General features: G+C 66.0%; 18 protein-coding genes. 8 read left to right on the top strand and 10 right to left on the bottom strand.

The genetic code is table 11. The annotated features are described in order from the left end of the window. Position 1 precedes the first annotated feature (1 nt). From ACIPPQ_RS06405 to ACIPPQ_RS06390, 4 genes are read left to right on the top strand one after another with little or no spacing between them, the layout of a single operon-like run. Positions 2-3,082 carry an efflux RND transporter permease subunit gene (locus ACIPPQ_RS06405; protein ID WP_446543307.1) on the top strand — a complete coding sequence of 1,027 codons (3,081 nt, stop codon included), beginning with the start codon at positions 2-4 and terminating at the stop codon, positions 3,080-3,082. Then, positions 3,075-4,517 carry an efflux transporter outer membrane subunit gene (locus ACIPPQ_RS06400; RefSeq protein WP_446543306.1) on the top strand — a complete coding sequence of 481 codons (1,443 nt, stop codon included), beginning with the start codon at positions 3,075-3,077 and terminating at the stop codon, positions 4,515-4,517. Before ACIPPQ_RS06405 ends, ACIPPQ_RS06400 begins: the two co-directional genes overlap by 8 nt. Further along, complete coding sequence (locus ACIPPQ_RS06395; protein ID WP_039578005.1) at positions 4,514-4,879, top strand: DoxX family protein; 366 nt, start codon at positions 4,514-4,516, stop codon at positions 4,877-4,879. The genes ACIPPQ_RS06400 and ACIPPQ_RS06395 overlap by 4 nt, the downstream gene beginning before the upstream one ends. Next, the gene (locus ACIPPQ_RS06390; RefSeq protein ID WP_228383711.1) at positions 4,876-5,436 is read left to right on the top strand and encodes a YbaK/EbsC family protein; all 561 of its coding nucleotides are present in this window, start codon (positions 4,876-4,878) and stop codon (positions 5,434-5,436) included. Before ACIPPQ_RS06395 ends, ACIPPQ_RS06390 begins: the two co-directional genes overlap by 4 nt. Positions 5,437-5,502: 66 nt before the next feature. Here the strand turns inward: ACIPPQ_RS06390 and ACIPPQ_RS06385 are convergent, their stop codons facing one another. Genes ACIPPQ_RS06385 through ACIPPQ_RS06375 form a run of 3 tightly spaced genes read right to left on the bottom strand, consistent with a single transcriptional unit; the run spans position 5,503 to position 11,272 of the window. Further along, positions 5,503-6,933 (bottom strand): efflux transporter outer membrane subunit, encoded by a 1,431-nt coding sequence (locus ACIPPQ_RS06385; protein ID WP_015456753.1) that lies wholly within the window; start codon positions 6,931-6,933, stop codon positions 5,503-5,505. After that, the gene (locus tag ACIPPQ_RS06380) at positions 6,930-10,109 is read right to left on the bottom strand and encodes an efflux RND transporter permease subunit (RefSeq protein WP_015456754.1); all 3,180 of its coding nucleotides are present in this window, start codon (positions 10,107-10,109) and stop codon (positions 6,930-6,932) included. The genes ACIPPQ_RS06385 and ACIPPQ_RS06380 overlap by 4 nt, the downstream gene beginning before the upstream one ends. Continuing rightward, positions 10,106-11,272 (bottom strand): efflux RND transporter periplasmic adaptor subunit, encoded by a 1,167-nt coding sequence (locus tag ACIPPQ_RS06375; protein WP_015456755.1) that lies wholly within the window; start codon positions 11,270-11,272, stop codon positions 10,106-10,108. The genes ACIPPQ_RS06380 and ACIPPQ_RS06375 overlap by 4 nt, the downstream gene beginning before the upstream one ends. 310 nt (positions 11,273-11,582) lie before the next feature. Between ACIPPQ_RS06375 and ACIPPQ_RS06370 the strand changes: the two genes are divergently transcribed. Beyond that, the gene (locus tag ACIPPQ_RS06370) at positions 11,583-13,001 is read left to right on the top strand and encodes an MFS transporter (protein ID WP_015456756.1); all 1,419 of its coding nucleotides are present in this window, start codon (positions 11,583-11,585) and stop codon (positions 12,999-13,001) included. Between the two features lie 387 nt (positions 13,002-13,388). Here the strand turns inward: ACIPPQ_RS06370 and ACIPPQ_RS06365 are convergent, their stop codons facing one another. Continuing rightward, complete coding sequence (locus tag ACIPPQ_RS06365) at positions 13,389-14,240, bottom strand: cation diffusion facilitator family transporter (protein ID WP_446543525.1); 852 nt, start codon at positions 14,238-14,240, stop codon at positions 13,389-13,391. Here ACIPPQ_RS06365 and ACIPPQ_RS06360 point away from each other — a divergent pair. Then, a complete protein-coding gene (locus ACIPPQ_RS06360) occupies positions 14,175-14,372 on the top strand; it encodes a hypothetical protein (protein ID WP_446543535.1) in 198 nt (65 codons plus the stop codon). The genes ACIPPQ_RS06365 and ACIPPQ_RS06360 overlap by 66 nt on opposite strands. A 259-nt stretch (positions 14,373-14,631) precedes the next feature. Here the strand turns inward: ACIPPQ_RS06360 and ACIPPQ_RS06355 are convergent, their stop codons facing one another. Together ACIPPQ_RS06355 and ACIPPQ_RS06350 are read right to left on the bottom strand one after the other, a co-directional pair. After that, positions 14,632-15,510, bottom strand: coding sequence for a hypothetical protein (locus tag ACIPPQ_RS06355; protein ID WP_015456758.1), 879 nt, complete (start codon positions 15,508-15,510; stop codon positions 14,632-14,634). Between the two features lie 3 nt (positions 15,511-15,513). Further along, a complete protein-coding gene (locus ACIPPQ_RS06350; RefSeq protein WP_015456759.1) occupies positions 15,514-15,741 on the bottom strand; it encodes a heavy-metal-associated domain-containing protein in 228 nt (75 codons plus the stop codon). Positions 15,742-15,903: 162 nt separating this feature from the next. On the opposite strand from ACIPPQ_RS06350, the gene ACIPPQ_RS06345 reads away from it, so the two are divergent. Together ACIPPQ_RS06345 and copM are read left to right on the top strand one after the other, a co-directional pair. Further along, on the top strand, positions 15,904-16,098 hold the full coding sequence (locus ACIPPQ_RS06345) for a heavy-metal-associated domain-containing protein (RefSeq protein ID WP_015456760.1): 195 nt from the start codon (positions 15,904-15,906) through the stop codon (positions 16,096-16,098). A 19-nt stretch (positions 16,099-16,117) separates the two neighbouring features. Further along, a complete protein-coding gene (gene copM / locus ACIPPQ_RS06340; protein WP_015456761.1) occupies positions 16,118-16,411 on the top strand; it encodes a CopM family metallochaperone in 294 nt (97 codons plus the stop codon). A gap of 563 nt (positions 16,412-16,974) precedes the next feature. Here copM and ACIPPQ_RS06335 read toward each other — a convergent pair. The 4 genes from ACIPPQ_RS06335 to ACIPPQ_RS06320 are packed head-to-tail and all read right to left on the bottom strand — an operon-like array spanning position 16,975 to position 19,358. Then, positions 16,975-18,168: an MFS transporter gene (locus ACIPPQ_RS06335; protein ID WP_039581767.1), complete on the bottom strand. Its 1,194-nt coding sequence runs from the start codon at positions 18,166-18,168 to the stop codon at positions 16,975-16,977. A 17-nt stretch (positions 18,169-18,185) separates the two neighbouring features. After that, on the bottom strand, positions 18,186-18,653 hold the full coding sequence (locus ACIPPQ_RS06330; RefSeq protein WP_051128685.1) for a MerR family DNA-binding protein: 468 nt from the start codon (positions 18,651-18,653) through the stop codon (positions 18,186-18,188). Positions 18,654-18,670: 17 nt separating this feature from the next. Further along, the gene (locus tag ACIPPQ_RS06325) at positions 18,671-19,081 is read right to left on the bottom strand and encodes a 2Fe-2S iron-sulfur cluster-binding protein (protein ID WP_039578015.1); all 411 of its coding nucleotides are present in this window, start codon (positions 19,079-19,081) and stop codon (positions 18,671-18,673) included. A gap of 13 nt (positions 19,082-19,094) precedes the next feature. Next, positions 19,095-19,358 (bottom strand): glutaredoxin family protein, encoded by a 264-nt coding sequence (locus tag ACIPPQ_RS06320; protein ID WP_446543305.1) that lies wholly within the window; start codon positions 19,356-19,358, stop codon positions 19,095-19,097. Positions 19,359-19,545 lie beyond the last annotated feature (187 nt).

Here is a 19,545-nt window from a genome sequence, read left to right as displayed (position 1 = left end):
TATGGCGTTCACAGACATCTTTATCCGCCGCCCCATCCTCGCGATCGTGGTCAGCCTGCTGATCCTGCTGGTGGGCGTCAGTGCGACGTTCAGCCTTCCGGTCCGGCAATATCCCCGGATGGAAAGCGCGACGATCACGATCGACACGGCGTTTCCCGGCGCGACGCAGGATGTGATGCAGGGTTTCGTCACCACGCCCATCGCGCAGGCCATCGCGACCGCCAGCGGCATCGAGTATATCACCTCGACATCGATGCAAGGCAGCAGCCGGATCAGCGCGAAGCTGGTGCTCAATGCCGACGCGGACCGGGCGATGACGGAAATCCTTGCCAATGTTCAGGAGGTGAAGTTCCGTCTGCCAGAGGGCGTTACCGATCCCGTCATCACCAAGATGACCGATGGCGCATCGGCGATCCAGTATATTTCCTTCATCAGCGACGATCTGCCGCCGCCGCAGCTGGTCGACTTCGCGACGCGGGTTGCCCAGCCGTTGCTGACCTCGGTCCCCGGCGTGGCATCCGCCCAGATCAGCGGCGGCGCCCCGCTGGCGATGCGCGTGTGGGTCGATCCGGTGAAGCTCGCCGCGCGCGGCCTGACCGCAGGCGATATCGCGGCCGCCTTGCGCGCCAACAATGTGCAGGCGTCCCCCGGCAAGCTGAAGGGCGAGAATACCGCCATCAACATCACCGCCGGCACCGACTTGCGGGATGTGGAATCCTTTCGCCGCATGGTCGTGAAGACCGGCAACAGCGGCGTCGTGCGGCTGGGCGATATCGCGACCGTAGAGCTAGGCGGCCAGAATTACGACGCCGCCGCGCAAGCCTCGGGCCGCCCCGGCGTGTCCATCGCCATTTCGCCGACACCGGACGGGAATCCGCTGGAAATCGTCGCGGCAGTGAAGGCCCTGCTGCCAGAAATCCAGCGCGTCGCCCCGCCGGGGGTGGAGGTTGCCAATGATTTCGACGTCGCCCACTTCGTCAACGCCTCGATCGACGAGGTCGAGCACACGCTGGTCGAAGCAGTGCTGATCGTGGTTGTGGTGATCTTCCTGTTCCTCGGCTCGCTACGCGCCGTCATCATCCCCATCGTCACCATTCCGCTGTCGCTGCTGGGCACGGCGGCGCTGATGGTGGCGTTCGGTTTCTCCTTCAACCTGCTGACATTGCTGGCGATGGTCCTCGCCATCGGGCTGGTGGTCGACGACGCCATCGTCGTGGTCGAAAACATCCACCGGCATATCGAGGAGGGGCTGAAGCCGTTCGACGCCGCCCTGGTCGGCGCGCGCGAAATCGTCGGGCCGGTGATCGCGATGACGATCACGCTGGCGGCGGTCTATGCCCCAATCGGGCTGATGGGCGGGTTGACGGGGGCGCTGTTTCGCGAATTCGCCTTCACGCTGGCAGGCTCAGTCATCGTCTCCGGTGTGGTCGCGCTGACCCTGTCCCCGATGATGAGCGGAAAGCTGCTCCATTCTAAGCTGGGCGAAGGCCGGCTGAGCCGGGCCATCGAACGCAGCATGCATCGCCTCACCGCCGGCTATTTCCGCCTGCTGGACCGAACGCTCTCGGCGCGGGCGGCGGTCCTGATCGTGGGCGTCGCCATGCTCGGCGCAATCGTGTTGCTGTTCACCGGCGCCCAGCGCGAACTCGCCCCGCCGGAGGACATGGGATATGTCTTCGTGCAGACCAAGGCGCCGCAATATGCCAACCTTGATTACACGCGGCGCTATAGCGACGAAGTCGAACGCATCTTCCAGACCCTGCCAGAGTTCAGGAGCAGCTGGTTCGGTTCGGGCGGCGACAACAACGCCAATGGCGGGTTTGGCGGCGTCGTGCTCAAGGACTGGGCGGAACGGGATCGTTCGGCGGACGACATTCAGGCCGAACTTACTGCGCGGACGGCGGCGGTGACCGGCGTCTATGCAACCGCCTTTCAGGACAGTCCCTTGCCTGCGGGCAGCGGCGGCCTGCCGGTTCAGATGGTGATCCGCTCGGCGGACGATTTTCCGCAAATCTACCAGACGCTCGAAACCATCAAGGGCGCCGCCTGGGGCAGCGGACTGTTCGCCTTCGTGGACAGCGACCTCGCCTTCGACAGCCCCGAAGCGCACATCACCATCGACCGCGCGAAAGCGGGCGAAATGGGCGTCAGCATGTCCGAAGTCGCCGACACGCTGGCGATCCTCGTCGGCGAGAATTATGTGAACCGGTTCAACTGGCACGACCGTTCCTATGACGTGATCGCGCAGGTTCCGCAGAGCCGCCGGCTCGCGCCCGACGATCTCGGCCGGTTCCAGGTGAGGACGGCGTCGGGCAGCCTCGTTCCGCTCGCCACCATCGCCAGCGTCGAAATACGCCCGCAGCCCAACCGGCTGCCGCAGTTCAACCAGATGAACAGCGCTACGCTGTCCGCCGTGCTGCTGCCGGGCGTGACCATGGGGCAGGCGGTGGACTTCCTGCAAAGCCAGCCGCTGCCTGCGGGCACGAGCGTCGACTGGCTGTCGAACAGCCGGCAATATGTGCAGGAAGGCAGCCGGCTGACCGTCTCCTTCGGCTTCGCGCTGGTGGTAATCTTCCTCGTGCTGGCGGCGCAGTTCGAGAGCTTCCGCGATCCGCTGGTGATCCTCGTCACTGTGCCGCTCGCGATATGCGGGGCGCTGGCGCCGCTCTATCTCGGCTATGCCACGCTCAACATCTACACCCAGATCGGGCTCGTCACGCTGATCGGGCTGATTTCCAAGCACGGAATCCTGATGGTGTCCTTCGCCAACGAGATGCAGCGGCATGAAAGCTGGGACCGGGTGGACGCGATCCGCCATGCCGCGGCGGTGCGGATGCGGCCGATCCTGATGACTACCGCAGCGATGGCCGCCGGCCTCGTGCCGCTGCTGTTCGCCGGGGGCGCCGGGGCGAACAGCCGCTTTGCCATCGGCATCGTCGTCGTCATGGGCCTGCTGGTGGGAACGCTGTTCACGCTGTTCGTGCTGCCCACCGTCTATTCCCTGCTGGCGGGCGATCACCGCCCGAAGGAGCCGACCGAAACCGGCGAATACCCGGCTGAAGGGGGTCTGGCCAATGCGTAAGTCCCGGCTCTCTCTTATCCTCTTGCCGCTGCTCGCTTCGGCTTGCGCGGCCGGCCCTGCCTATGCCCCCCGCAGACCCCCCGCTGCGTCGGCAGGGCCGTTCATCACGACGGTCGACGGCATCGACCGGGCTGGCGACCTGCCCGACGATTGGTGGCGGCTCTACCGCGATCCGGCGCTCGACAGCCTGATCGAGCAGGCCCTCGCGGCCAACACGGACCTGCGCGTCGCATCGGCCAATCTCGCCAGAGCGCGCGCGATCATTCGGGAGGCGCGCGCCGGACGGCTGCCATCCACCGAGGTATCGGGCGGCGTCAGCTATGGCGATTCCGCACAGGTCGACGCGCCGGTCGGCAATGACGCGCAATGGTCGCAGAACGCCGGAGTCGCGCTTTCCTGGGAAGCCGATCTGTTCGGCCGGATCGGGCGCGCCGTCGAGGCGGCCCGCGCCGATGCCGAAGCGGTCGAAGCCGCCCGCGATGCCGTGCGCGTGACCGTCGCTGCGGAAACGACCCGCGCCTATCTGGACGCCTGCGCGGCGGCTTACGCTTTATCGGTGGCGCGGCAGTCGTTGCAGACCAGCACGGAAAGCCGGCGCGTGGTGACGGAGCAGGCGCGCGCCGGATCGGCAAGCCGGCTCGACGTGGAACGGGCGGCAGCAGCGGAGGCGACCGCGAGGGCAGCGCTGCCGGCGTTCGAGGGACAGCGGCAGGTCGCCCTGTTCGAACTGGCGGCCCTGTTGGGCACGACGCCGGGCAATGTGCCCGAAACCGCGCGGCGCTGCGCGGTGCCGCCTGAACCCACTGCCGCCGCCATTCCCATCGGAGACGGCGCGGCATTGCTGCGGCGAAGGCCCGATCTCAGGCAGGCCGAGCGGCAGCTTGCGGCAGACACAGCGAGGATCGGCGTGGCGACCGCCGACCTCTATCCGGTCATCAGCCTTGCCGGTTCCGGCACCTTCTTCCGCAACGACGTGGTGCGGGGAAGCGATTCCTTCAGTTTCTCGCTTGGTCCCCTGCTGTCGTGGCGGTTCCCCAACATGTCGGTCGCCCGCGCGCGGCTGCGCCAGGCGGAGGCGCAGGGCGCGGCATCGCTGGCCGCGTTCGACGGGAAGGTCATCACGGCGCTCAAGGAGGTCGAACAGGCCCTCGCCATCGTAGCGACCGAACAGCGCCGGCTGGCCGCGCTGCGCGAGGCGCAGGACCGATCGGAGCGAGCCTACGAGCTTGCCGACAGGCGCTATCGCGCCGGTTCGATCGGATTGCTCGATGTGCTGGTCGCCCAGTCCGACTTGCTGGCCGCGCGAGCCTCCCATGCGGCTTCGCTGCGGCGACTGTCGCTGGCGCGGGTCGACCTGTTCAAGGCGCTCGGCGGCGGCTGGCAGCAAGCGCGGTCGACCGACAGCGCCCTCCTTTCCGAAAGGTCAGTAAAGTGAATAAGGCTCTTCCCCTGTTATCGACGATATTGGCGTGGCTGCTGGCGGCATTTTTCCTGTTCGGAGCCTATGGCAACGCCCTCATTTCCGAAGAATATGCTGCCGCCTATGCGGCTTGGGGCTATCCGGACTGGTTCCATTATGTCACGGCCGTCCTGGAACTGACGGCCGGCATTTTGTTGATGCGATCCGCCACCCGGCCGTTCGGCGCCGCGCTCGGAGCTTCGGTCATGGCGGCCGCGACGCTCACTACGTTGGTGAATGCGGACTACGACCATGCTGTCGCGCCTGCCGTGGTGCTTGCAGTCTCACTCTCCGTTCTCGGGCTTTCCGTCGCTTTGGGGCGGAACAGAAGGGCATGATGGCGTGGCTGCGAGGCAGCGCGCATGGCGTTGCCGACGAGGGAAAGTCGAGGACAAGGATCGGGTTCGATGAGAAGAATGAAGGGAAAGTCATGAACAAGGTCGAGAAGGTGCGGCAAGCGCTGCGCGCTGCCGGGCATGCGGACAGCATTGCTGAATTTCCGGCAGGAACGCAGACTGCCGAGGATGCGGCGGCTTCTGTCGGCTGCTCTGTCGCGCAGATAGCGAAGTCGATCGTCTTTCGCGCCGGCGAGGATGTAGTTCTGGTGATCGCATCGGGCGCTCATCGGATCGACCGCAGCAAGGTCGCGGCGGTGACGGAAAGGGCGGTCAAATCCGCGGACGCCGCATGGGTGCAGGAACAAACCGGTTTCGTCGTTGGAGGCGTTCCTCCCTTGGGCCATGACTGCGACCCGGTCACGATCATCGATGCCGCGTTGCTCTCGCTCGACTCCATTTGGGCGGCCGCCGGCTCGCCGACTCATGCATTTCGCACAAACGCGAAGGATCTGATCCGTATGACGGGCGGTATCGTCGCCGATGTCAGGCAGGGGTGATTGTCGCTCGCCGCTCGCAAGCCATTGCCACATCTCTCGCACGGTCCAACGGGCAATTATCCGGCGTTACCCGGTGCAATCTGAACCATTTTCCATTTCGCACACCTCCCAGCCGCCGCCGAGCGCGCGGTGAATTTCGACCACCGACAGGAGATGGTCAGAGCGCGCCGCGACGAGGGTGGCTTCGGCTTCGTACAGGCTGCGTTCGGCATCGAGAACGTCCAGATATTGACCCTCGCCCTCGCGAAAGCGAACCGACGCCATTCGCGCCGCTTCGCGACTGGCGCCGACCTGCTGGTCGCGCATCGCGAGGCTGGTCCGGACCGCACCATAGGTCGTCAACGCGTCCTCGACATCGCGAAGCGCGATCAGGACGGTCCGGTGGTAATCGATGAGTGCCGCATCGACGCGGGCATCGGCGACACGGACCTGCGCGCGCAGCCGCGGCATATCGAACACCCCCCAATCGAGGCTGGGGCCGCCCGAGAAAGCAAGCGCACCGCCGCTGAACAAGGATTCGAACCCGCCCGCGAGAAGCCCGATGAACCCGGACAGGCGCACCGTCGGGAATAGATCGGCCTCGGCGACGCCGCGCCGTGCGGTGGCGGCGGCGAGCGCGCGTTCGGCGGCGGCGATATCAGGCCGCCGCCGCAACAGGTCGGCGGGCGCGCCGACGCCGATCTGTGTGACCTGCGGCAGGTCGGTTGTCGTCGCGGCGGGACCGGCGAAGCTTTGCGGTGTCTGGCCAAGCAGGACGGCGAGCGCATGACGCGCGGTGCCGATGCGCTGTTCGATCCCGGGTAGCGTCGCCTCGACGGCGGACAGCGCAGCCTCTGCGCGAACGACATCGAAACGCGCGCCCGCGCCGGCGCGCTCCAGCTTATATGTGACTTCGAGCGAACGCCGCTGGGTTTCGATCTGGCGATGCGCGATCGCAAGCGCGGCCTCGCTTCCGCGCAATTCAAAATAATGGCTGGCGACGTCCGCCGTAACCGCCGCGCGGGCCGAGCGCAGCAGTGCCTCGGCGCCACCGACGTCGGCCTCGGCGGCTTCGACCCCGCGGCGGATACGGCCGAACAGATCGATCTCCCAGCTGGCTTCTGCCCCGAGGCGCAAAACATCGCCCTCGCGTGGCTGACCGACCGGACGCTCGGCATCGGCCGGACGGCGGCGCTGATAGGAGGCATCAACACCGCCGCCAGGAAGCCGCGCCGCGCGCGACACGCCGGCGAGTGCGCGCGCCTCCTCAAGCCGTGCGACGGCGAGCCGCGCGTCGAGATTGGCCGCGAGCGCCTCGGCGATCAAACCATCGAGCGCCGGGTCGCCGAACAGTTTCCACCACGCGGTTTCGACAGCGGCATCTTCGACGCCCACCGGCTGCGCAGCATAGGCGCCGGGTGCCTCGATCTGCGGGGGAACATAGTTGGAGCCGACGGTAGCGCACCCGGCCAGGCCAAGGAGCAGGACGGCGGGTGAAAGTTTGGCGATCGATGTCATAGGGTCAATTCCTGCGGCTTGGTGTCCGGGCTTGAAAGGCGCCGCGCCTCGCGCCGCAGAACGGCCTTGCGGATCACGACGTAGAAGAGCGGGGTGAGGAAGAGGCCGAAGAGCGTCACCCCGAGCATGCCGGCGAACACCGCGATGCCCATGGCCTGCCGCATTTCGGCGCCCGCCCCTGTGGCGATCGCCAGGGGGACCGCGCCGGCGATGAAGGCGATCGACGTCATCAAGATCGGGCGAAGTCTTAACCGGCAGGCCTCGAGCGCTGCGGCAAGCGGATCGAGACCTTCGTCCTCCTGCGCGCGCGCGAACTCGACGATCAGGATCGCATTTTTCGCGGCCAGTCCCACCAGCACGACAAAGGCGATTTGAGTGAAGATGTTGATGTCGCCGCCGGTCAGCCAGACCCCGACGAGCGCGCTCAAGAGACACATCGGCACGATGAGCAGGACCGCCAGCGGCAGCGACCAGCTGTTATACTGCGCCGCAAGGATCAGGAAGGCGAGGAGCACGGCGAGCGGGAAGATGTAGAGGGCGGCATTGCCCGCGGTCTTTTCCTGATAGGTCAGATCGGTCCACTCGAAGGTCATGCCGTCGGGCAGTTCGGCGCGCGCGATCCGTTCCATCGCCGCGACCGCCTGCCCCGAGCTGAAGCCCGGCGCGGGACCGCCGCTGATATCAGCCGATGGAAAGCCGTTATAGTGGATGATGCGATCCGGGCCCGCGCCGGGCGCGGTCGTGACCAGCGTCGCGAGCGGGACCATCTCGCCCTGGGCGTTGCGGACCTGAAGCCGCCCGACGGCATCAGGCTGCGCCCGCGCGTCGGCTTCGGCCTGCGCATAAACCTGATAGGTGCGGCCGAAGCGGTTGAAGTCGTTGACATAGAGCGAGCCGAGATAGACCTGCATTGTGTCGAACACATCGGTCATCGCCACGCCTTGAGCCGCCGCCTTGGCCCGGTCGACATCGACCGAAAGTTCGGGCGAGGCGACATTATAGCTGGTCATCAGTCCGGCAAGCGCCGGCTCCTTGGCAGCAGCCGCCATCACCTTGGCGCTGGCAGCAGCGAGCGCCTCATAACCCGCGCCCGAGCGGTCCTCGATCTGCATCTTGAACCCGCCGGTCGCGCCGAGACCGGGAACCGGAGGAGGCGGAAAAACGCCGACGAAACCGTCGGGGACAGCGGCATATTTGCCCTGCAGTCGTCCGGCGATCGCTCCCGCCGCCATGTCCGGCGAAGTGCGCTCGGAAAAAGGATCGAGCATCACGAACATGACGGCGGCGTTCGGCACGTTGACGAATCCGTTGATCGACAGGCCCGGAAAGGCGACGACACTTTCGACCCCGGGCTCCGCCAGCGCGATCTTCGAGACCTGCTCGGCCACCGCCTGGGTGCGGTCGAGCGACGCGCCGTTCGGGAGCTGGACGATGCCGACGAGATAATATTTGTCCTGCGCAGGCACGAAACCGGCGGGCAGCTTGTCAAAGGCGAACCAGGTCAGGCCGAGCAATCCGGCATAGACGAATCCCGCGACCGCGCCGCGCCGGACGACACGTCGCACGCCGCCGACATAGGCGACCGAGCCGCGATCGAAGGCGCGATTGAAGGGCCGGAACAGCCAGCCAAAGCCCTTGTCGATCGCGCGCTGGATGCGGTCGCGCGGCGCGTCATGGCCTTTGAGCAGCACCCCGGCGAGCGCGGGCGACAGCGTCAGCGAATTGACCGCCGACAGGATGGTCGAGATGGCGACGGTAAGCGCGAACTGGCGATAGAATTCGCCCTGCAAACCGCCAAGAAAGGCAGTGGGGATGAAGACCGCGGCGAGGACCGAGGTGATCGCGATGATCGGCCCCGTAACCTCTGCCATCGCCTTGCGCGCGGCTTCGCGCGGCGTTTCGCCAAGCCCGATGTGGCGCTCGACATTCTCGACGACGACAATCGCGTCATCGACGACGATGCCGATCGATAGCACCAGTCCGAACAGCGACAGCGTGTTCAGCGAAAAGCCGAACAAATACATCACCGCCAATGTCCCGACCAACGAGACGGGCACCGCGACGAGCGGAATGATCGACGCGCGCCAGGTCTGAAGGAAGAGGATCACGACAAGAACGACGAGGAGCGTCGCCTCGAGCAGCGTGACGATCACGCTTGCGATCGAAGCCTCGACGAAGATCGTCGGATCATAGGCGATGCGATGCTCCAGCCCGTCCGGGAACCCGTTCGAGAGCCGGTCCATCGTCGCCCGAACCTGTGCCGCCGTGTCGAGCGCGTTGGCGCCCGGGCTTTGCAATATCTGGAGCGCGATCGCGGGCTCGCCGTCGAGCAGCGAGCGCAGCGCGTAGTCGTTGGCACCCATTTCGATCCGGGCGACCTCGCCCAGCCGGGTGAGCTGGCCGTCGGCGCCGGTCTTGACGACGATCGCGGCGAACTCCTCCTCGGTCGCGAGGCGGCCTTTGACGTCGAGCGCGACCTGCTGCGCGGCGGCGGGGCTGGGCTGGCGCCCGACGCTGCCCGCGGCGACCTCTACATTCTGTGCGCGGATCGCAGCGACGATGTCGCTCGCGGTCAGGCCGCGCGAAGCGATCCGCGCCGGGTCGAGCCAGACGCGCATCGAATATTCGCCGGCGCCCCAGACGACCACATCGGCGATACCGGGAATGCGCGCGATTTCGTCGCGAACCTGGAGCAGCGCATAGTTGGAGATGTAGAGCGGGTCATAACGCTTCGATGGCGAGAGAAGATGCACGACCATCAGCGCATCGGGCGCAACCTTTTGCGTGGTCACGCCCAGCCGCTGTACCGTCTCGGGCAAGCGCGGCAGCGCGCGCGACACCCGGTTCTGAACCTGAACCTGCGCGATGTCGGGATCGGTCCCTTGTGCGAAGGTGACCGTGAGGGTCATCCGGCCGTCGGTGGAGGCCTGGCTCGCCATATAGAGCATGCCCTCGACGCCGTTGACCGCCTGCTCGATCGGGCTTGCGACGGTTTCGGCGATGACCTCGGGCGAAGCGCCGGGATAGGCGGCGACAACGGTCACCGTCGGGGGCGCCACCGCCGGATATTCGCTGAGCGGCAGGCGGAGGAGCGCAAGCAGGCCCGCGATCAGCAGCAGCACCGACAGCACGATCGCGAAGATCGGCCGGTCGATGAAGAAGCGGGGGAAGTTCATCGCGCCGCCTCCCGCTGCACGCCAGCTTTCTGAACGCCATTGCCGCGCGGCATCGGCACGATCTTGGGCTTGACCGCCATGCCGGGGCCGGCGAGCCCCTTGACGATGACGCGGTCGCCGGGCCGCAAGCCTTTCTCCACAACGCGCAGGCCGTCCACGATCGGGCCCAGTGTCACGGGACGATATTCGGTCACGTTCTTCGCACCCAGAACAAGGACGAAGCGTCTGCCCTGTTCGACGCCGATCGCGAGGTCGCTGACCAGAATGGCTGGCCGTGTATCGCCGGTCGCGATATCGACTTCGGCGAACAGGCCCGGCGCCAGACGGCCGCCCGGATTGGGCAAAATCGCACGCGCGCGGATCGTGCCCGTCGCACGGTCGAGGCGGTTGCCGATGAAATCCAGCCGCGCCGACCGCTTGCTGCCGTCTTCGAGGCGGACGTCGACCTTGGCCCCGGCGCCTTGCCCGCGGCGATCGGCCAGCGAGCGAAGATAGGTCGCTTCGTCGACATCGAATTCGACAAAAAGCGGATCAACCGAGACGATGGTCGTGAGCGGTGTCGCAGCCTCACCGCCGGCGACCAGATTGCCCCGGGTGACGAGTATCTGACCGACCCGGCCGGCGATGGGTGCTTCGACGCCGGCATAGCGAAGGTCGAGCGCCGCCAGTCGCTCCGCCGCGCGCGCCGATGCGACCTGGGCTTCGCGCTCGCGCAGGGTCGCGGTGGTTACGTCCGACCGCTCACGCCCGGCAACACCCTCGGCGACGAGCCGGCGGGCCCGCACATCCTCGGCCGCCGCGAGTCCCAGCCGCGCTTCGGCTTCGCGCGTCGCCGCGCGTGCTGCGGCGTGCCGCGCCGCGAAAGGCGCACTATCGAGGCGAAAGAGGATCTGACCGCGGCGGACTATCTGCCCCTCGGGGACGCTGACATGGGCGATATAGCCCGAGACGCGCGGCTTGAGGTCGACCGTCTCGACCGCCGTCAAGCGCCCGGTATAGGTCGAACGCGGCACGTGATCCTGCACGACCACCGATGCTGCAAGCACCATCGGCGGCGCCGGAGCGGCGGCCTGTTCATCGCCTCCCGGCCCGCCCACCCAAAACACCACCAGCCCCGTCGCCAATATCATACCCAGTGCCGCGGCAACCCGTGATTTTCGCATCTCAACCTCCGAATCAGCGCCCGCTGATCCGAATGGATGGGGGCGTTCAAACTCGGGGGTTGCGGTTTTCCATCGTTGGAGGGTCAAGGGCTTTTTCGCCGGTAGTTTGAACAGGGAGGCGCGCGCGGCGAATTTCCACACGGCGTCCGCCGCCGCGAATTTCCGCGCTCGACCTCGCTACGGCCCCTCAGGCGCATACCTCGATCGATCGAGACGAAATTAGGCTTTTGGCTATTGACCATGCCAGCGTTGGAAGCCCGACCCCCGGCATCAATCGCAATAAGCGGGAAACTGATCTTGGGGAATTCCAATGCAGGACTTCATACCCGATCCGAAGAGATGGGCCGCTCTCGCGCTGCTTTGCGCCGCCCAGTTCATCGTGATCCTCGATACATCGATCATCGGCGTGGCCTTGCCCGCCATGCAGGCCGACCTCGGCTTCAGCGCGGGCGGGCTGAGCTGGATCTTCAATGCCTATGTCATCGCCTTTGGCGGCTTGCTGCTCCTCGGCGGACGGCTGGGCGATCTGCTCGGCGCCCGCCGCATCTTTGCGGGCGGATTTGCCATACTCACCTTGGCGTCGCTGCTGGCAGGGCTGGCGCCAAGCCAGGAGATGCTGCTTGCCGGACGGGCTTTGCAGGGCGTGGGCGCCGCGCTGATCGCGCCATCCGCCCTCACCATCCTCATGCGCCTTTTCGGGCATGATGGTGCCGAACTCGGCAAGGCGTTCGGTTTCTGGGGCGCCGCTGCCGCGGCGGGCGGCTCGGCCGGCGTGTTTCTGGGCGGCGTCATTACCGAATGGATGAGCTGGAACTGGACCTTCCTGATCAACGTGCCGCTCGGCCTTCTCGTGCTGGCGCTCGTTCCGGCCGTGCTCGGCAAGTCACCGCGCAGCAGCGGCGGCATCGACTGGTTCGGGGCGATCAGCGTCACAGGTGCGCTTGTCAGTCTCGTCTATGCCATCGTCTCGATCGAATCAGCCGGCTCCGACCCTTCGCAGACATTGTCGATACTGGTGGTTTCGGGAATTCTTTTCGCAATCTTCCTGATTGCCCAGTTCGCGCGGCGCGAGCCGCTTCTTCCCCTCGGCATTTTCAAGGCGCCGAACCTCGCGGCGGGCAATCTCGTGATGGCTTTGCTCGGGGCCGCCTGGATCCCGCTTTGGTTCTTCCTGAACCTCTATCTCCAGCAGATCCTCGGCCTCTCGGCGCTCGCCAGCGGCCTCGCGCTTTTACCGATGACCGTGACGATCATGGTCGTGATGGTCGGCCTTTCGGGCAGGTTGATCGGACGGTTTGGCGCCAAGCCCAATCTTGTGCTCGGGCTGCTGCTCATGGGCGGCGCGCTCTGGATGTTCGCGAACCTGCCGCCGGACGGAACTTTCTTGATGGACGTTCTGCCGGCTTCTCTCCTCGCCGCCTTCGGCATGGCCCTGGCCTATATTCCGACGACGATGACGGGCATGGCCGGCGCGAGGCCCGAGGAGACAGGCCTGGCATCAGGGCTGATCAACACGACCTACCAGATCGGCTCCGCCATCGGCCTCGCCATCATGGTTGCGCTCTCGACCTCCGGTTCCGGCGAAGGCACCGGCCAGACCGCCGAAACCATGCTGGCCGGTTTCCAGACCGCCTTCCTGGGAGCGGGGGTCGCCGCCGGTGTTGCCGCGCTCGCGGCGCTGCTGTTCGTTGGAACCTCCGGGCCGCAAAAGGATGTACCGGTCGGCTGAAAGCCTCACGTCAGCGGGGGCCATGCCTCCGCTGGCGCGGCATATGGAGGACGCGGGTTTCGCGGGGACGGCTGGGAATCGGCGCTGTTTTCGGCAATCAGGTGCTCCCGTCATACTCGGCCAATGATGGATGCCCCCGCCCAGCGATTCGGGGGCGGATGGCTTCAAGCGCCCAGACTGCGGGTTTCTGCGTTTTGGGACGACAGCCCGTTCAACAGGATCGAACGGATGGAAAAGACAGGAACGCGACTCCCGCGCGCGGCTCTGATCCTGTAGGTATCCCGCAAGCGAAGGTCTCCGGCAGGAGATCCTTTTCGGAGCGAACGGGGGCTTTTCGTTCGACCTCCACCATTCATCGACGAGGGTCGAGCCATGACGCGCAGCCGGCTAGTGCGCGTGGCCTGTATGAGCCGCCATTGCCTGGCCGGGCGCGTCGAGGCTGCAACCGGCATTTCCGTCCCAGTCGATCCCGATTGTCGGGTGCTCGATCTGGAATTTCGTCTTCAGTTCGTGCTCGACCTGGCCAATCACATGGCGGATATCGGCTCCGTCCGCCGGCTGCACCTGGAGCGTCGCCAGCACGCGCCCCGACGTCAACGACCAGATATGGATATGGCTGGCATTCTGCAGGCCCGGGACGGCCGCACGAAGATGTTCGGATATTTCGGAACTGCTGGCGTTGGCGGGCGCGCCTTCGAGCAGGATATGCAATGTGTTCTTGAGCAGGCTCCACGCGCTGCGCAGGATCAGCAGCGACACGAGCACCGAGAGAATAGGGTCGATCGGGGTCCAGCCCGTGAACCAGATCGCGCCTGCGGCCACGATGGCGCCGACGGAGCCGAGCAGGTCGCCCATCACGTGCAGCACCGCACCCTTGACATTGACATGGTCTGAATCGCCGCGGGTGAGAAACCAGAGGACGAAAAGGTTCACGAGCATGCCCGTGAGGGCGACCACGAACATCGAGCCGGCCAGAACCGGTCCCGGATTCTGGAAACGCTCGACCGCTTCGTAGAGAACCCACGCGACAATGCCGAACAAAGTGAGGGCATTGACGAACCCGGCGATCACCTCGAACCGGGCGTAGCCAAAGCTGCGCTGCCCGTCGGCAGCCCGCCTTCCGAGACGGAAGGCGGCGTAAGCGAGGCCGAGCGCGATGGCGTCGGTCAGCATATGTCCGGCATCGGCCAGAAGCGCGAGCGAGCCCGAGAGATATCCGCCGACAGCTTCGACGAACATGAAGGCGAAGATGATCAGGAAGGAAAGGAGAATCTTGCGTTCGTTATCCTCCGTAACCACCGGAAGATGCGAGTGATCATGGTCATGTCCGCCCACGTGGTGGTGATCATAGCCATGTCGATCGTGGGATGAGCGTGGATTTGGCATGGTTCGTTCCATCGGTTTCGGTTCGGCGGAGCCGGGTTTGATCCCAAGGTCGGCGGCGCCTGTTACGCAGCTGGCGCTTTGGCACGGATGTCCGCACTTCCGATCTACTATGGCCGGCCGCGATCAACTGTACGCGCGATATGCCCGACCCTGTCCGCGAAGAGACCGGGCGATATCGAATTCGTGTGGCTTGCATTAGAAGTTCGAGAAAGGGGCGCGGTTGCAACGGCGTGCCCCGGCGCGGTCACGGCGCCGGCGGAACGGTGACGACGAAGGGCACCGTCCGCACCTCGCCGCCACCCATGAACTGGATCCACAGTGCATAACGGCCCGCGCGTGGCGGCGCTGCGTGAAGCATCAGCTTGGCCGGGATGGCCGCCCCTGGATCGGCATGGGATCCATGCGCGTGCTGCCCATGTGCATGATGGCCGCCTTTCGGAGCATCCGCCATGGCGTGCGCGTGAACATAGCCGAGATCGTCGGTGCTCACGAAGACCGCATGCGCGGGCACGCCGAGATAGAGCCCGAGATCGGTCGCGGGCCTGCCATCCTTCAAAATCGTCAAGGCGATCATGTTTTCGGCGCCGGCCCGGAGCGCCGCGGCGTCGAGCTCGATCGAATAGGGGCCGTCGGATCCCTCTGCGGCGGCGACCGGCGGCGATTGCTGCGCGACCGGGGTCTTTTCAACATCGACCGGCACGTCGAAGCGGACGACCTGCTGGCCGAGCCCCTTCGGCATGACATCGGCGTACACATGATAGAGCCCGGCCTTGGGGAAACGCACCTCGATCCGGAAGCGCCCGTCCGGCCCGGGTTTCTCCGGATGCTCGTGCACGAAGGTCGAGAAGGCGCTGTCGGTCGCCAGCAAGTGGAGTTCCCGCGCCAGTTCCTCGTCGAACTGGGTGACGGGCTGCCCCGTCATCTTGTCGGTAAAAGCGATCACCAGCTCGCGCGCAAGCGGCCCGGTCTCCCGGACAGTGAGTTCGGCGGTCACTTTCTCCGTGATGCCGGGAAGAGCAAAGGCGCCGCTCAGGGGAGCCTCCGCCGCGAAGGACGGTCGTGCCGCCATGCCCGTCACCGCCAGCGCCGCCGCGCCGGCCATGAAAAAATGTCTGACATCCATGATCTAATCTCCCGATCGGATGGCTGCGGCTGCGGGACGTGTCCCGGCCGGATAGCCTGCTTCGCTGAGCGCCGCGAGGAATGCGGCTTCGTCCGCCACGCTCTCGACCCGAACCTCGCGCGCGGGCGGGTCGGTTTCGATGCGGGCCTGCGGGTCGACGCTTTGCAGCGCCCTGGTGACCGACCTGGCGCAGCCGCCGCAGGTCATATCGGGGATATAGAAACGGCGCATAAAATCTCCTGGTGATGCGATCTTCAGGCGATGTGGGGTTTGCCATCGTGACAAGGTCAAGGACCGCAGGGCGAAATTATTTTTTCACGAACGACGCTTGACCTGCCCACGATGGCAAACCCCATCTCCATCGGCAGGAACCCGAGAACAAAGGAGAATCCCATGCAATTCCTTGTACCCGATATGACGTGCGGTTCCTGTGTGCCGCACGTCACCGACGCTATCGCCAAGGTCGATCCCGGCGCCGTGGTCGAGGCCGATACCGTCGCCCGCACAATCACCGTCACTACCTCCGCCAGCCAGCAGGAAATCGAGGAGGCACTCACCGACGACGGCTATCCCGCCACCGCGATCTGAAACAGGAGAAGTGAAGCGCATGGAACATGACCAGCATCGCGGCCACATGCGATCGCCCCCTTCCGGAAACCCGGTCATTCGCGCCTATCAGGAAGCGAATGACCGGATGCACGCCGCCATGACGATCAAGTTCAGCGGCGATGCCGATTTCGATTTTCTTCGCGGGATGATTCCGCATCACCAGGGCGCCATCGAGATGGCGCAGGTCGTCTTGAAACATGGAGCCGACCCCGAGGTGCGCCAGCTGGCCGAAGCGATCATCGCCGCCCAGGAGAATGAAATCGAACAAATGCAGCGGTGGCTGAACCGCTAGGCCGCCTGCCACATCTCGCCGACCCGTTACCCCTCCCTCAGCCCCCCTGAGCGGGTCGGTCAAGTGCCCGAACGTCGGTGAACACCGACGCCCGGCCATGGGTGCGCTCCGGTATCCAATCATGGAGCCGGGGCGCGCTTCATCCGGCTTCCCGGCCGAAATGCTTTGGTCTTGCCCGTCCCGAAACCCGTGACCGCATCGCGCATTCGACGCCATCGGATAAAAGCACATGATCTGCGACGCCGGCCGGTCGGGGCGCGATCAGCCTGCGATGCTGCCGGGCTGTCGACAAGGTTCAAATATGGGCGCCGGTCCGAAAGTTGCCGGCCACTTGCGATCGGCTTCGCCCGCTTCATCTGATGGTATATTTCCCTGCCTCGGCATCGCGGCATATGTGGGACTTTTTGGCCTTGGGACGCGGAGCCTCTCGAATATTTGGACCTGTTCGCCGCAGACCCGCCGCAATGCGGACCATTTGCGATTGTTGGCGGATCCCCGGCGCCGGCATGAAATCTTCGGATATGGCTCCGATCCCGGCCTCAGCGGTGCCGGTCCCGATACCGTCACCTGGCCGCGATCTCCGGTCGCGAGCGCCGCACCGCGAACCAGGCTGTCGCAAGTCCCGCGACCAGCAGCGCCGGGAATGCGGCGATGTTGACCGTCGCCCAGCCTTGACCGGTCTGTATCGTGCCGGCCGCGAGCGTCGCGAGCGCCGTGGTGCCGAACACGAGAAACTCGTTGGCGGCCTGGGTTCTGGCGCGCTCCGCCGGTTCATAGGCTTCGGTGAGAAGGGTCGTGCCGCCGATAAACAGGAAGTTCCAGCCGACACCGAGGAGAAGCAGCGAGGCCTGGAAGGCCAATAGCGCCGACCCGCTGAGCGCGATAGCAAGGCTTACCGACAAGAGGAGTGCGCCTGCGACGAGGATACGCAGCACCCCGAAGCGGGCGATGAGCCCGCCGGTGAAGAAGGACGGCGCGAACATACCGACGAGATGCCAGCGCGTGACGCTGGCCGCGGCATCGACCTCGTGGCCAGCGGCGACCACCGCGAGCGGCGAGGCGGTCATCACGAAGCTCATCACGATATAGGCGGCGGCGGCATTGAGCGCCGCGACGACGAACACCGGCTGGCGCATGATCGCCAGCAGCGGGCGTCCGCGCGCGTCTGCCTCCGCCGCGATCGCGGGCGGCGTCGCGCGCAAAGCTGCAAGCACGGCGATAGAGAAGAGAGCGAGCAGCGCGGCAGCGAGAAAGGCCCCCATATATTCGGCCGCCGGAACAAGCGCGCGCGTTCGCGCTGCTACCTCGGGGCCGATGACCGCGGCGGCCACTCCGCCCGCCAGGACCCATGATACGGCCTTCGGGCGGAACGCCGGCGCGGCGAGGTCGGCGGCGGCGAAGCGGTAATACATGGCGGACGCCTGGAAGACGCCGATCAGTGCGTTGCCGAAGCAGAACAGCGCGAAGTCCCCTCTGGCGATTCCCCAAGCCGCGAGGCTGGCGCCCGCGGCGCCGACGAAAGCGCCGAGCTGGAAGCCGGCGCGGCGCCCGATCCGCGCCATCAGCATCGAAACCGGAATGGTCGTGACGGCGGTGACGACGGTGCTTAGTGCGAGGGGGAGCGTCGCGAGGCTCGGGATCGGCGCAAGCGCCGCCCCAACGAGCCCCGAAAAAGTGAAGATCACCGAGAGCGTCGAAAGATAAAGTGCCTGGGCGACGCTGAGGATCAGAACCGGCCTGCGCGCGCCACCGGACATTTCTATCATCTCTTGCGTCACGTCCGCCGCTCCGTCGACGCGCACCACGGGGCCAATGCCGCTTTCTCCGCGGCGAACCGCGCCGGGTTGCGGCGGAGGCGGAGGCGCGCGCGTCCAGCCGGGGCTATCGCGGCCTTGTCGTTTGCCATGTCATTGCGGTTCGGCCCGTCGCCGCGCGCGTCGCTTTTGGCGAAGGAGGCGAGATGCTCAAGCGCGCTCACCATCGCCTGAATGTCGGTGATATGGCGCTTCAGCGCATCGGCGTGGCGGTGCGCGATCGTCCCGGCATCGGCGTCCGAACGGGCGCGCCAGAGCTGAAGCAGGATCAGCGCCCGTTCGATTGTCAAGCCGAGATCGCGGCCGCGGCGGGCAAGGCGCAGCATTTGCGAAAAGGCGCGGCGGCTGCCTGCCGTGCCGCCCACCCTGGCGATGAAGCCTATTTGCTCCAGATCCCGGATCAGCCTCGCCGAAGCGCCGATCAACATGGCGGCCCGCCCGACATTCATGATGCCGTCTTCCCGCCTGCTTGGCGCGCCGCGTACTGAAACGGTGGCTCGGTGTTGGCGCGCGTGGCATCATCGGGTGCGGCGACATCGGTTTTGACGCGGCGGGCCGGGTGGGCAACGGCTTCATCCTCCTTGCCGAGCCATGCGACCTCAATGTTGGTGAGCGGCTGTGCGCGGCACGCCAGAATGAGCCCTTGCGCCTTTTCCTCGGGGGTGAGTGCGAAGCACGTGTGGGGCAGCATGTCGACCTCGCCAGCCACGAGCCGCGACTTGCACGTGCCGCAGCGGCCCGAACGGCAGCCATGCGGATAGGCGATGCCGGCATCGAGCGCCGCCTCGAGGATTGTCTGGCCGTCGCCGACCGCGATGGCGCGGCCGGCTTGGTGGATATCAACGGTTCGCGTCACGGCCGCCCCCCGCTCAAACGGCGTCGGCGAGGCCAAGCGCCTCGACGAGCCTCGGCTTCTGCGATGCGAAGGTTCCGTGGAAGATTTGGTCGCCAACAAGCGTGATCGGTGCGACGCCCACGCCGGTGCGCATCTTGGCTTCCGCCATGATCGCCGGGTCCGACATATCCTTTTCGGTCCAGGCGAGTCCGCGGCTGGTCAGCCACGCCTTAAGTGCTCGGCAATCGGGACAGGTCGCTGTGGAATAGATGAGTATCTCGGGAGTGGTCGCAGGCATGATCTTGTTCCTTGTCGGTCACGAGCGGCGGAGAGGAGCGACGGCTTGGGGCCGTCGGAATGCCTCCTCGTGCTGGCCGCCCGCCAGGAGATGCGGCTTCCAACGATGGCAGGGTCAACCCTAATTCGGTCGAAGCGAATGCCGATGATGTGTGGTCAGTCGGCGCCGACGTCGCTGGCGTGGATGT

The sequence above is a fragment of the Sphingopyxis sp. LARHCG72 genome (assembly GCF_052871675.1).
Note: the sequence above shows the minus strand (reverse complement) of the source record. Positions and strands in the feature narration are given on the sequence as shown.

What these genes read in the sequence shown, in the direction of transcription:
- ACIPPQ_RS06405 (WP_446543307.1), top strand. Translation starts at nt 2, where the DNA reads ATGGCGTTCACAGACATCTTTATCCGCCGCCCCATCCTCGCGATCGTG.
- ACIPPQ_RS06360 (WP_446543535.1), top strand. Translation starts at nt 14,175, where the DNA reads ATGTCCGGCATCGGCCAGAAGCGCGAGCGAGCCCGAGAGATATCCGCC.
- ACIPPQ_RS06330 (WP_051128685.1), bottom strand. Translation starts at nt 18,653, where the DNA reads ATGTTGATCGGCGCTTCGGCGAGGCTGATCCGGGATCTGGAGCAAATA.
- ACIPPQ_RS06375 (WP_015456755.1), bottom strand. Translation starts at nt 11,272, where the DNA reads ATGCGAAAATCACGGGTTGCCGCGGCACTGGGTATGATATTGGCGACG.
- ACIPPQ_RS06400 (WP_446543306.1), top strand. Translation starts at nt 3,075, where the DNA reads ATGCGTAAGTCCCGGCTCTCTCTTATCCTCTTGCCGCTGCTCGCTTCG.
- ACIPPQ_RS06320 (WP_446543305.1), bottom strand. Translation starts at nt 19,358, where the DNA reads ATGCCTGCGACCACTCCCGAGATACTCATCTATTCCACAGCGACCTGT.
- ACIPPQ_RS06335 (WP_039581767.1), bottom strand. Translation starts at nt 18,168, where the DNA reads ATGTCCGGTGGCGCGCGCAGGCCGGTTCTGATCCTCAGCGTCGCCCAG.
- ACIPPQ_RS06390 (WP_228383711.1), top strand. Translation starts at nt 4,876, where the DNA reads ATGATGGCGTGGCTGCGAGGCAGCGCGCATGGCGTTGCCGACGAGGGA.
- ACIPPQ_RS06355 (WP_015456758.1), bottom strand. Translation starts at nt 15,510, where the DNA reads ATGGATGTCAGACATTTTTTCATGGCCGGCGCGGCGGCGCTGGCGGTG.
- ACIPPQ_RS06370 (WP_015456756.1), top strand. Translation starts at nt 11,583, where the DNA reads ATGCAGGACTTCATACCCGATCCGAAGAGATGGGCCGCTCTCGCGCTG.
- copM (WP_015456761.1), top strand. Translation starts at nt 16,118, where the DNA reads ATGGAACATGACCAGCATCGCGGCCACATGCGATCGCCCCCTTCCGGA.
- ACIPPQ_RS06350 (WP_015456759.1), bottom strand. Translation starts at nt 15,741, where the DNA reads ATGCGCCGTTTCTATATCCCCGATATGACCTGCGGCGGCTGCGCCAGG.
- ACIPPQ_RS06365 (WP_446543525.1), bottom strand. Translation starts at nt 14,240, where the DNA reads ATGTTCGTCGAAGCTGTCGGCGGATATCTCTCGGGCTCGCTCGCGCTT.
- ACIPPQ_RS06380 (WP_015456754.1), bottom strand. Translation starts at nt 10,109, where the DNA reads ATGAACTTCCCCCGCTTCTTCATCGACCGGCCGATCTTCGCGATCGTG.
- ACIPPQ_RS06385 (WP_015456753.1), bottom strand. Translation starts at nt 6,933, where the DNA reads ATGACATCGATCGCCAAACTTTCACCCGCCGTCCTGCTCCTTGGCCTG.
- ACIPPQ_RS06345 (WP_015456760.1), top strand. Translation starts at nt 15,904, where the DNA reads ATGCAATTCCTTGTACCCGATATGACGTGCGGTTCCTGTGTGCCGCAC.